The sequence below is a fragment of the Mesorhizobium sp. M0998 genome, from assembly GCF_040318885.1.
Lineage (GTDB): Bacteria > Pseudomonadota > Alphaproteobacteria > Rhizobiales > Rhizobiaceae > Mesorhizobium.
On the sequence record NZ_JAMYND010000078.1, the window covers coordinates 1 to 11704 of the forward strand.

An 11704-nucleotide genomic window follows, 5' to 3' on the forward strand; every position below is an offset into this window, starting at 1 on the left:
CGTTCAATCCGGCTTGCAATGAGGTCCGACAACCAGTCCGCCCACTCCGTCGAGCATGCGGACCTCACAGAAGCCTCCAGATTCCACTTCGGGCTTGTTTGTGATTCAAGCTTTGGATGGAACGATTTGTGCTGACTGACGCCCAATGGGCGAAGATGGAACCGCATTGCCTGGGTAAGCCAATCGACCCTGGTCGAAGCGGAAGCGACAACCGCCGCTTCATCGAGGCCGTGCTTTGGATCGTGCGCACGGGAAGCCCGTGGCGTGACCTTCCAGCCTTCTTCGGAAGCTGGAACACCGTCTTCAAGCGATACCGCGATTGGGTCAAAGCCGATGTTTTCATTCGGCTTTTCGAGGCCTGTTCGGACCAGCCGGACATGGAGTACGCCATGGTCGACGCAACCATCGTCAAGGTCCACCGCCACGGCCAGGGCGCAAAAGGGGGACTCAACGCCAGGCCATAGGCCGCTCCAAGCGCGGCATGACCACCAAGATTCTTGCGCTCACCGATGCGCTCGGCAATCTCGTGCTTCGTTTGGGCATCGCTTCGATACGGTGGGCGTCGCGCCGCTCATCGACGGCCTCGCCTTCGGCGGGCTGATCGCCGACTGGCCTTCGATAGCAACACCATCATCGCCGATCTGAACGAGCGCGGCGCCAAGATCGTCATCTCGCAGCATCAGAGGCGCGCCCTGCCGCTGCCTCTCGACCTCGAACTCTACAAATGGGGTCATCTCATCGAGAACTTCTTCTGCAAACTCAAGGAGTTCAAGCGCATCGCCATGCGAGCTGACAAAACCGACCAGAGCTTCAACGCCATCATCCATCTCGCTGCCGCCGTCATAAACTCACGATGAATCTCAACAGGCCTTAGTCGGCCGTCGGAATCCTCAGGAATGGCGCGGCCCGTCCGAGCGCAAGCGACAGGCGAGGTACGCCTCATGGGGAGTTCCGAGCCAAGGGTAGATCATGTCTTCATCTTTTACCTCTCTCTGGTTGTCGGATCCATGGGCTAGCCGGTCCTATTCATGAGCCTTATTGTTCGAACGCCGGGCGCGAAAAACCAGGGTCCCGATTCAGTGGTCATTGACAGATTGGCGCGCGGCTCCTGTTCCTGCCGCCTCCCTCGCCCGACTTCAACCCGATCGAGATGGCTTTCTCGAAACTCAAGGCCTCCTGAGAGTCCGTTTGAGAATGGTCAGGGGTGAGGGGGGGATGCGGCGCAGGAGCAAGCTGCCTAGGGCGAGGTGGATCATGGCTTCGGAGACGTCGAGCCGTTGTTCATAGTCGCGAACGAGCCGGCGCCATCGTGTCATCCAGCCGAAGGTGCGCTCCACGACCCAACGTCTCGGGAGCACTTTGAAGCCAGGCTCGGCGTCGCTCCTGCGGACGATCTCGAGAACGAAGTCGCGGTAGCCGACGGCATCCATCAGCTTGGTGCGGTCATAGGCGCCATCGGCGAACAGGTGCTTGAGCCAAGGCCATCGCTTCCGGATGCTTCCGACGATCGACTGAGCGCCGGCGCTGTCCGAGATGTCGGCGGTGGTGAGATTGACCATGAGCAGCCGTCCATCGGTGTCGACGGCGATGTGGCGCTTGCGACCGACAACCTTCTTCGCGGCGTTCAAAGCCGCGCTCTTCAGCCACGGGTGCCTTGATCGACTGGCTGTCGATGACGGCCGCGCTCGGGCTCTGCTCGCGACCCTCCTGTTCACGGTCGAGCATGAGCGCCACGTCATGGATCGTGCGGAACAGCAGCCGTCGCACAAAGCGCCGGAACCACCAGTAGACCGTCTGCCAGGCGGGAAATCCTTAGGCAGCATCCGCCAGCCACCACCCGAACGCGCGAGATAGCGCAGTGCGTTCAGCACCTCCCGCAGGTCGGTCGATGGCTTGCGGCCACGTTTAGGCGGCGCTGGCAGGAACGAGCGGACAATGGCCCATTCTTCGTCCGTGAGATCCGTCGGGTAGCGCTTCGCTCGCTTTTCAAGATCAGCCATCCGGCTACGGCTTGCTCGGGTCCACATCCCGAGCTTGAATCACGGATCACGCCATACCAGAAGTACCGATCTGACGGCAGCTCAGGAAAACGCCATGACATTAACCGCTCTGCTCATGCCACTGCTGAACGAAGGCACCGACGTGTGGCGCCCGGTTGCCGTCAAAACCCTCGACGACGGAACTTACCAGATACTCGGATCCATGCCGGATGGTGAGGAATGGACCTTCGCTCCCGGCAGCATCGTCGCAGCGCAACTGAGAACCTTCAGCGACGGCGAAGAACGGCTGGTCGCAGTGCACCCCGCTTAACCGAGCACCCTTACGCTCCATTCTCAAACGGGCTCTGAGAAGGGCTGCAGCCCGAACCATCGACGACCTCTGGTCGGTCGTGGCCAGCTGCCTCGCAGCTTTCACAGCCGAGGAATGCAGGCATTATTTTGAGGCAGCCGGCTCGCGTCCGGAGTAAGTCGAATCTGCTCTAGCGACGGTGGTCGACAACTCCTTCAGGCGCTTGCGTGCACGGACTTGTCCAGAATGTCCAGACCACGTTGAAGCGTCTGCCGGTCAATCGTCAAAGGAGGAAGAACTTTGATGACCTGGCCCTCTGCGCCGCATCGCTCTACCACCAGCCCATCTTGAAAGGCCTTGCGGACGATTTTTTCGGCCAGTTTGCCCATGCCGCAATCGAGGCCCAGCATCATGCCCCTTCCGCGCACGGAAAGGCTGAAATCTCGGCTGCCTTGTGCAACCTGCCGAAGGCGCTCGCTCAGGATTCGTCCCGTTTCCGTAACACTGCCTGACAGCTTTTTATTCGCCCAATATTTCCGCAACGCAGACGTTGCGGTCACGAATGCTAGGTTGTTACCTCGGAAAGTTCCATTATGTTCGCCCGGCCGCCAAACGTCTAGTTCGGGTTTGAGCAGCAAAAGGGACAGCGGCAGTCCACAGCCGCTGAGAGACTTCGACAAAACAACGATATCCGGCGATAAACCCGCAAACTCAAAACTGAAGAAATTGCCCGTTCGTCCGCAGCCTGCCTGAACGTCATCAATAATCAGAAGGATGCCGTTTTTTCTGCAAAGCAGTTCGACCGACTGCAGCCAGTTCTTGCTCGCAGGCCTGATGCCTCCCTCGCCTTGGACGGTTTCCAGAATGATGGCTGCCGGCAATTCGACACCACTGCTTGCGTCAGCAAGCATCCTGTCCAGATATTCCGAAGTGTCCTTGTCGGCATCCCAATACCCGTCGTAGGGCATGAACACTGCGCCGATCGGAGGAAGGCCCGCCGCATCTCGGTAATATCGATTGCCCGTTACCGCAAGCGCGCCCAAGCTCACTCCGTGAAAGCCGTTGGTGAATGAAATTATGTTGTGCCGACCAGTGACCTTGCGTGCGAGTTTCAAAGCCGCCTCCACGGCATTCGCCCCAGTGGGGCCTGGAAACAGGAATTTATATACTAGGCCACGAGGCTGCAACATTGTCGAGTCAAAGTACTGAATAAACTCTCTTTTAGCCGACGTAGCCATGTCAAGACCGTGGATAATGCCATTTGAGCGCAAGTATTGGATGGCGTCATTCAGGAAGTCGGGATCGTTGTGACCGTAGTTGAGGGCGCCCGAGCCAGAGAGAAAATCGATGAACTCGACGCCATTTTCGTCCTTGAGAATGGCTCCTGCGGCTTGCCTGAATACAACAGGAAATGATCGCGAGTATGACCGCACGTTCGATTCGAGGTTTTCAAAGGCAAATAGTGAGTTCGAGCTACTCTCTTGAAGCATGATTTTTCCTCAACCAGACGATGCCCCACAGCACCAGCGCCCATATTCCGGAACCGGTCGCCGCGATTCCCAAGTCGCCCCCGTAAGCAGCGTCTACTCCGAATTCCGACGGCGGCTCAGCGGTTTTAGACTAGACGGCAATCTCGGTCCGTGCGCCTACCCAATATCGTAGTATCGTAAGCGGCCGTTCCTTGGTACTCGCCGAGTAAGAATCGAAACCCCGCAGTTGCATCTCATGCCCCGTACGCACGAACTCCCCACCCTGGCAGACACGTGCAATTTCGTGAAAAGCCTGAACAAGCCCTGCGTCGCGCAGGTGGTTGCAGAGGCAAAAAGGACGGGTGCGGTCGCCGTTCAGCCCAGATCCGGCGTCGGTGGCCATGACGAGATGCTGAGGCTTCTATCCAGGATCGAGGCTGAAGTCAGTCCGGATATTTTGGCCCTAACCATTGATTCCTATTCCCGGCTTGGAATGTTTGAACATGCCAGCCGGATACTCCACACGAACCCGGCGGCGCTGAACGGATACCCATTGGTCGCTCACGGCTGGCGCAGAGGGCGCGATCTCAACGAGAGAACGAAGCAGCCTCTCGATATTCGCCACGGCTCACCGATTGCCGACCATCTGTTCGAAACTGCGATTGCATCTGGGATTACCTCTTTCGAAGGCGGCGGCCTTACCTACAATCTGCCATATGCCAAGAAAGTGCCACTTGAAGAGTCAATCGCTTCCTGGCGTAGAATTGATCGCATTTGCGGAGAACTTGCCGATCAGGACGTCATTGTGTCGCGGGAGATGTTCGGCACCCTCACAGCGGTTCTGATGCCACCTTCAACATCGTTGGCGATCGCCTTTCTTGAAGCGATCAGCGCTGCGCGCGACGGAGTACAGTGTCTGCTGATCGCTTACCCCCAGGGTGGCAATACGCTGCAGGATATCGCAGCGTTGCGATCTATCGATACGCTCGCACGGCGATACTTATCCTTCGTGCCGGGTGTCTATCCCGTCCTGCATCAATACATGGGGCCGTTTCCCCGGGACAAAGCAAAAGCGAGCGCTCTTATCCTGCTTGGGGGGGTGGTCGCGAAGCTCGGAGGCGCCGCAAAGGTTGTCACAAAGACCTGTGAGGAGGCGCTCGGTATCCCAACGGTGGAGGCCAACGTTGACGGGATCCGATTGACCAGATGCGGCCTAGCGAGGATGTTCGATTTCATCAAACTCGACGAATCGGCTATTGTGGAAGAGATGCATTGGATCGACCGAGAGGTGACGGAGATGATCGAGCCGCTTGTTGGTGCTAGGGATATTCACATGGCCATATTGGAAGCGTTCAAAGAAGGCCGGCTTGATGTGCCGTTCAGTCCCAGTAATTCCACGCGGGGTGACGTCATCCCAGTTCGAGATCCACAAGGGGCCATTCGCTACTTGTCGTGTGCCGGACTTCCATTTTCGGATGCCACCCGCCGACGCAATCGCGAACGGTTGAGAGAGACAGCGACACCGCAAGAACAGCTTCAGCAAATCGCAGGCGATATACACTTCTTTGCAGATCTGTCGGACGTCTATCTGGGTTAGTGCGCACGCTCCCATCTGGACCTCATCGCTGTCGCCGCCCCGAAGGTGCAGGCAAGGAAACCTCGTAGCGCAACCGCGGTTGATCACAATTTGATCCTAAGAACTCGCACTTCGTGCGACGCTGGTAATACAGATAGAGATTTAGACACCTCGTTTCTCTGGGAACGTTTTATAAATCGATAATTCCGATATTCAATGCTTTCGTAGCCGCCGCCGTTCTGCTGGTTACATCAAACTTTCGCATTGCGTTCTTTATATGGAAGTTGACAGTATCTTTCGAGATTCCCAAGATAACGCCTATTTCCCAAGACGACTTTCCTCTTGCTGTCCATAGAATGCAATCTTTCTCTCTTAGAGAAAGGTCAGGAGCCTGCTCGATGACATTCGTATTTGCAAAGTTCGCGGTCCTTGTATGGAAATGTAACGCGGCAAGTTGCAGGTAGGTGATTGTTCTATTTTGGAATTCTCGGGCGCAAGGTCTGGAAAAACTCATGATGGAGAGGCGGCCATCGGGGCCATGTAACGGAACAGTAATGCCCGATCTTAAGCCGAACGTCGAAGCCTCATCGAAAAAGCGCCGTTCGCTTTCAGTCGTGCTTGCATCGTTGTATACCTCGCTCCATCGAAAGGCGGCTGCCCGTTTTCGACTCTTCTTTATGATCGGATTTATCCGATCATAACCCATTTCGAAATAGCGCTCCTGCCATTCATCAGGATACCTCAGCATGACTGCCGGATCGTGGCGGTCCGGCTTCAAATACTTTTGGTCGGGTGTAAGAGAGTGATAGGCGATCCACGGACATTCAAAATTTAGGGCAAAGGCGGATAACAGGTCGAACAAGTGTTCGGGTTGAGCGACACCATCGGTCTGGTCGAGAAATCGGCCGAACTCGACTGCAAACGGCTCGCTGGGTGAGTGTGGGAAACGCATCGAGGGGGCCAAAGGAAACTGGTCGGACACTCTGGCTACCAGCCCTCAAATTCGAGTGAGCACAGTCCGCGGGCATTCCATAGTCTCTCCTCCGCAGCCATTTGCGCCGGACGAAATCGCTGATGCACCAAGCTGGCTGTGTGGTCGCGGCTCTGTGCTACGTCCTCGGCAGGCGGCATCGTCAAAGGCGGGGCCGGCGTTCGTCAACAATTTATCAGCTCACCGCAACGCGTAGGTTATTTTATGTAAAGTGTAGCTTACGCAAGGCTTTCGGAAATGTAACTTGCGATATACATTACTATGTACAACTTTTCACAAATCGTCGCGGACAAAATCGATGGTTTCTACTGAGTTGCCCCAGTTTTCTATCCAGTTTTGAGTTCGTTTCCGGCGTGGGTTGTGCCCTGCTGGGCGGGTGAAGCGACGGGCGCTGGCGCGGAGCCTTTGGCATAGCGCAGCGCGAGCGACCGTCGCAGATTGAAGGTGGTGGCGAACTCGGCCGGTGTCTGCCAGGCGATTTGGGGGCCGCGCGGTGTTGTAATGGCGACGCGTGCCTGAGCCAGCGAAGTAAACAGCGTCTCGTTGAGCAGTTCATCGCGCAGTCGGCCGTTGAAGCTCTCGATGAAGCCATTATCCGGCATGATGTTCTTGGTGCCATCGTTTGTTCGGTACGTCAGGTTCGTTAAGGTTGGCGCATCCGGGCCACGGGGCACCGGGAGCACGCAAGTGCGGGCAGGCCGTCGTATGCAGATGAACTGCGAGTTCGAGCACATTATCTAGCCGCCCCTACGACTCGCCCGGATGCGCTGCGAGCGCGGATCCGTATTTGTCGTGTTGCCCGCTCGCTCCCTGTTCGTGACCAACGATGGAGGGAACCGTACGTATTATCGGCATGGACATACACCGCGTAGCCGCCGAGGTCGTGTCGTTGCTTGATGGCAAGATCGTCAAGCTCGGCCGCGTTCAAATGCTGCGCAATAAGCTCGAGGAGTTCGCCAGGAAGGAACTCACCCACGATGATCATGTGGTGATCGAGGCCACGGGCAATGCTGCTGCCGTCGCTGAAGTGCTGTCGCCCTACGTCGATCGGATCGTGATCGCCAATCCCAAGCAGGTGCACATGATCGCGCACGCGAAGGTGAAGACGACACGATCGACGCCACTGTCCTTGCGAAGCTCTACGCCTCGGGCTTTCTGCCGGAGGTCTGGGTTCCGGATCCGGGGACCTTTGCCCTCCGAAGACAGGTCACCAGGCGGACACAGCTGGTTCGCCAGCGTTCGCGGCTGAAGAACCTGATCCAGTCAATCCTCCACGCCCACCTGATCCCGCCGTGTCCGCATGGGAACCTCGTCGGGATCAGCCGGCGCAAATGGCTGACGAGGCAAATATTGCCTGCGGATGAGCGCGCCGCCATCGAGCGCCACCTCGGCTTGATTAACCAGATCAACGAGGCGTTGACTGTGGTCGAGGCGGATATCGCCGTACATCGAGTGACATGGGGCCGGGCCGCAACTGTTGTTCGGGTCTGCAGCTGCAATTCGAGGGGAACTCGCTATCAGGGGGCTGCAAACGCGCCGCAAGCTTGTATGCGCTTGAAACCATGATCCAGCCATACACATCGGCGGCGAAGTTCCGGGCGATGGGCCTTTTCTCCAGCGCGGCGTTATAAGCCATGCGATCACCTATTGCCTAGCGCCACATCCGCTCGCGCGGAGAGGTGAGGGGACGCTGATTGTTCCTCTTCGCCAAGGGTTGGAAATGGTGTGATCGACCAACTGATTAAGTCGACGGCACGCTGAAGTATCGCCTCGGTCCGAGCGAGGCTAGGTGAAGTGGCGATAACATATCCGATACAGTCTCGGTAATCGCCTTTCCTGACGATCGGCGTCTTGGGTTCAATGTTCAACTTGACCTGGGCGACACCTGGTACAGCAGCCGCCCGAGTATCGCCATCGATCCAATCAAGGATGCCATCGCGATCAGGAACTAGGATCCGCGCGGCCGCCGTGTGCGAATGTCTTCTGCGCAGATTCCATCCGTCGCCGGTGGCAAGCTTGATGTGCTCAGTTGTGAGATCGATACCATAAGCCAGCTGCACCATTTGGGGATCGGGCGTGCCAGGAAGGCGCGGATTGACTTCAATGACGACCGGGCCACGCTTCGCCCACCGGATTTCAATGTTCGTTGGCCCCCAGCCAAGGCCGAGGGCTCGCAAACAGCTCAGCGAAACATCCGCGATACGCTCATGCTCCTCATCAGTCAGCGGGGCCGGAAAGATGCCCCCCCGAAAGACGAAATGCGGTGGGCGGTGGAACTCGGCGGCGGTGATTCCAATGACCTCGTTTCCCATTATCTGAGCGATATAATGGCCGCCTTGTGCGAATTCTTCGACCAGTATCCTGGGCGAAGACGGCCATGTGTGCTTCCCACCCAACAAATAGGTCGTATGTTCGGCTATCTCACTGACGGTCCGGCACAATCGGACACCGCTGCTGCCGCTGCCTACGGCCGGCTTAAGAATTACCGGCAGGCCGATCTCCGCGGCAGAGCTTTCTACCTCCGTCGCATTCGCTGCCAAGCGATAAGCAGGTATTGGAACGCCAGCCTGCGCGAGGAGTTGACGTTGAACGAATTTGTTGCAGCATCGTTCAATCGATGTAGGGTTCGGACCCGGTAGATCGAAATGCTGGCATAGCGTGCCAACTGTTGCATAGACGTTCTCCAAGGAGCTCGTAATGCCAACAATGTCAAAAGCCTCACGCAGACGGGAACACTCGCGGATCAGCGCATCGAGATTGTCTGTATCAACACGGATTGCCTCAGTGCTTTCCGCCCCAAGATAGTCGTAGCGAGTTGGATCAGTTGACAGTGTAATTGGCTGAAGACCAAGACGCATGGCCGCTTGGACGTAGAGCAGACCATTACCCGTTATACTGCCTTCAACAAGGATGAGCGCTCTTTTTGCCATGGCTGTTCTCCGATGTTGCGTGCTATGCGGCGGTCCGAGCGGAAACCAGCATCAGCCTTTTTTAGCCGTGCCTGACCTCAGACTTCGCGTTGAAGGTACCATTGCCAGAGATTTTGCAGTGGCAAAGGTTCTGTAAACTTAGTTGAAGGTTTTGTTGCGACGATGCGCGGGTTTGCGACATCGCAGGTTCAGCAGAGGCTGTTCGATGAGGAGGCCGAGTTCGGCATCTGCTGTGGTTTGACCATCCCGATTATCCATCGCCGCGGCTGCAATGCCGCGGTTACTTTTGCCGCTGATGAGCCCTATCCGGCATTTCTTCGGGTCGCTGAACGGTATGACCAAGCTCTTCAGCTCATGGCGACCTGCTTTCACATTCATGTTCGCCACCTGCAGTGGGCGGCGCGCGGCAAGTCCGCCTAGGATATCGCCTGCATCTTGGGCATGAAGCCGCGCACCGCCGCTTCGGGTGCGAGTGTTACTCAGCCCGTCCGACTCCCTATCGACGCGATCTGGCCCGCCTGCAGTTGAAACACCGCCTATGGGCACTTGAATGTCTCAACGGTCTTGCGGGCACGGCAGACTACCGCGAACCTTGTTTCCGCCGGAAGCGCGTGGCCAGCGACGCTGGTGCCTGACCCGCGGCATCCGGCATGTGTTTGGACCTTCGATCAATACGCAGCCCTCAATATCGCGCGGTCTAGGAGCCCGATCCGCGTCTATCTCGTCGATTATTTCGGAGCGATGGGGAGACCAACGAAGGATTGCCTTCCTATCGTCTGCTGGCCGACTGGTTTCTGGACGCCCCGGTCGTCGCCGCAAAATCGGAAGGGCGGTCGTGGCTGAAGAGCCAAAGGTTGCTTGCGCATTCAACTCCCTCACGAGGTAGAGAGGTTGATGCGTTATCATAGGGAGGAGACATTGGAGGCAAGGATCGCGCTTCGTGACAGCCTGCGCGACGCCTTCGCTGGCGGCTATCAAGTCGGGCCGCCGGTAAGATCGGGTGTGACTGCAAGACGCGGATTGACTTCGATATCGACTGGGCCACGCTTCGTCCACCGGAGTTCGCATTTGCAAAGCCCTTGCCGGTCAACTCGATGGGCTGACGTCCGATGATCTGATCGTCCGGCAAACCAAGGTTCACAAGAGCCGCTTGCTGCAGCTTCACGATGGATTGGTACTTGGCTGCGCTTCGCCGGCGCTTGAACCTCGCGCTGTTCGTTTCGACCACCGGCGCTTCGTCCGACTCAGTACCTGATCGCCATCTTTCTTCAGGCAGCGCGCTCGATTGGCCTGCGCGGAGCCCGACCAACGGTGGGACTGTCAGGAATCTTGTGCGTGAGGCCATGATGATGGAAAGGAGAATCATCGCATGGCCATTGAGAAGGAAGTACTGGATCGGTTGCTTGCCGGGCGCGACCCACAGGAGCTGTTTGCCAAGGACGGTTTGCTCGACGATGTGAAGAAGGCGCTTTCGGAGCGGATACTGAACGCCGAGTTGGACGATCATCTTGACGGGGAGCAAGCCACAGGATTGGCGAACCAGCGCAACGGACATTCGAAGAAGACGGTTCTGACGGGCACATCGAAGCTCGAACTTTCGATTCCGCGTGACCATGCCGGCTCCTTCGACCCGAACTTGATCGCAAAGTATCAGCGCCGCTTTCCCGATTTCGACGCCAAGATCGTATCCATGTATGCGCGCGGCATGAGCGTGCGCGAGATCCGTGGCCACTTGGAGGAACTCTATGGCATCGACATTTCGCCGGACCTGATCTCGGCCGTCACCGACGCCGTGCTTGAGGAGGTCGCCGAATGGCAGAACAGGCCGTTGGACGCCTGCTTTCCCTTGGTCTTCTTCGAGGCCATCCGGGTCAAAATTCGCGACGAGGGCTTCGTCCGCAACAAGGCGATCTATATCGCGCTCGGCATCCTGCCGGATGGCACGAAGGAGATCCTCGGCATCTGGATCGAGGACCGAGGGCGCCAAGTTCTGGCTGCGCGTCATGAACGAGTTGAAGAGCCGTGGCGTCGCCGACGTCTTGATCGCCGTCGTCGATGGCCTAAAGGGCTTTCCCGAGGCGATCAACGCCGTCTTCCCCCAAACCGTGGTTCAAACCTGCATCGTGCACCTGATCCGCCATTCCCTGGAGTTCGTGTCGTGGAAGGACCGCAAGCCCGTCGTGCCGGCGCTGCGTGCGATCTACCGGGCCAAGGACGCCGAAGCCGGCATGAAGGCCCTGGAGGAATTCGAGGCCGGCTACTGGGGCCAGCGATATCCGGCGATCACTCAGAGCTGGCGGCGCAACTGGCAGCACGTCGTGCCGTTCTTCGCCTTCCCAGAAAGCGTGCGCCGGATCATCTACACGACGGATGACATCGACAAGCCTGATTTCGACTTTTTCGATTCCTGTTGCGTTTCTTTGTTCGGCTCAGGTGAGCCTGTTTCTTC

At 57.5% G+C, this 11704-nt stretch carries 6 protein-coding genes and 5 pseudogenes; 6 read left to right on the forward strand and 5 right to left on the reverse strand.

Annotation, left to right across the window (positions count from 1 at the left end):
• The first annotated feature begins 116 nt into the window (after nt 1–116).
• Nucleotides 117–857 (forward strand): annotated as a pseudogene (locus tag NKH59_RS32485) (IS5 family transposase).
• Nucleotides 858–1166: 309 nt separating this feature from the next.
• Here NKH59_RS32485 and NKH59_RS32490 read toward each other — a convergent pair.
• On the reverse strand, nt 1167–2027 hold the full coding sequence (locus NKH59_RS32490; protein ID WP_353024317.1) for an IS5 family transposase: 861 nt from the start codon (nt 2025–2027) through the stop codon (nt 1167–1169).
• A 67-nt stretch (nt 2028–2094) separates the two neighbouring features.
• On the opposite strand from NKH59_RS32490, the gene NKH59_RS32495 reads away from it, so the two are divergent.
• Complete coding sequence (locus tag NKH59_RS32495; RefSeq protein WP_353024319.1) at nt 2095–2310, forward strand: hypothetical protein; 216 nt, start codon at nt 2095–2097, stop codon at nt 2308–2310.
• A gap of 194 nt (nt 2311–2504) precedes the next feature.
• Here NKH59_RS32495 and ectB read toward each other — a convergent pair whose 3' ends face one another.
• Nucleotides 2505–3779: a diaminobutyrate--2-oxoglutarate transaminase gene (ectB, locus tag NKH59_RS32500; RefSeq protein ID WP_353024321.1), complete on the reverse strand. Its 1275-nt coding sequence runs from the start codon at nt 3777–3779 to the stop codon at nt 2505–2507.
• A 283-nt stretch (nt 3780–4062) separates the two neighbouring features.
• On the opposite strand from ectB, the gene NKH59_RS32505 reads away from it, so the two are divergent.
• Complete coding sequence (locus NKH59_RS32505) at nt 4063–5355, forward strand: hypothetical protein (protein WP_353024323.1); 1293 nt, start codon at nt 4063–4065, stop codon at nt 5353–5355.
• Between the two features lie 169 nt (nt 5356–5524).
• On the opposite strand, the gene NKH59_RS32510 is transcribed toward NKH59_RS32505, so the two are convergent.
• Together NKH59_RS32510 and NKH59_RS32515 are read right to left on the reverse strand one after the other, a co-directional pair.
• Nucleotides 5525–6316, reverse strand: a complete 792-nt coding sequence (locus tag NKH59_RS32510) for a helix-turn-helix transcriptional regulator (protein WP_353024325.1) — start codon at nt 6314–6316, stop codon at nt 5525–5527.
• Between the two features lie 335 nt (nt 6317–6651).
• Nucleotides 6652–6918 (reverse strand): annotated as a pseudogene (locus tag NKH59_RS32515) (integrase core domain-containing protein); the annotation flags it as partial.
• A gap of 233 nt (nt 6919–7151) precedes the next feature.
• Here NKH59_RS32515 and NKH59_RS32520 point away from each other — a divergent pair.
• Nucleotides 7152–7768, forward strand: a pseudogene (locus tag NKH59_RS32520) (IS110 family transposase); the annotation flags it as partial.
• A gap of 197 nt (nt 7769–7965) precedes the next feature.
• Here NKH59_RS32520 and NKH59_RS32525 read toward each other — a convergent pair.
• Nucleotides 7966–9255 (reverse strand): ATP-grasp domain-containing protein, encoded by a 1290-nt coding sequence (locus tag NKH59_RS32525; RefSeq protein WP_353024327.1) that lies wholly within the window; start codon nt 9253–9255, stop codon nt 7966–7968.
• Nucleotides 9256–9444: 189 nt separating this feature from the next.
• Between NKH59_RS32525 and NKH59_RS32530 the strand changes: the two are divergent.
• Both NKH59_RS32530 and NKH59_RS32535 read left to right on the forward strand, forming a co-directional pair.
• A pseudogene (locus tag NKH59_RS32530) lies at nt 9445–9672 on the forward strand (autoinducer binding domain-containing protein); the annotation flags it as partial.
• 952 nt (nt 9673–10624) lie between these two features.
• Nucleotides 10625–11636 (forward strand): annotated as a pseudogene (locus NKH59_RS32535) (IS256 family transposase); the annotation flags it as partial.
• Nucleotides 11637–11704: the final 68 nt, after the last annotated feature.

Coding starts and splice junctions, on each gene's coding strand:
- NKH59_RS32495 (WP_353024319.1), top strand. CDS start 2,095: ATGACATTAACCGCTCTGCTCATGCCACTGCTGAACGAAGGCACCGAC.
- NKH59_RS32490 (WP_353024317.1), bottom strand. CDS start 2,027: ATGTGGACCCGAGCAAGCCGTAGCCGGATGGCTGATCTTGAAAAGCGA.
- NKH59_RS32525 (WP_353024327.1), bottom strand. CDS start 9,255: ATGGCAAAAAGAGCGCTCATCCTTGTTGAAGGCAGTATAACGGGTAAT.
- ectB (WP_353024321.1), bottom strand. CDS start 3,779: ATGCTTCAAGAGAGTAGCTCGAACTCACTATTTGCCTTTGAAAACCTC.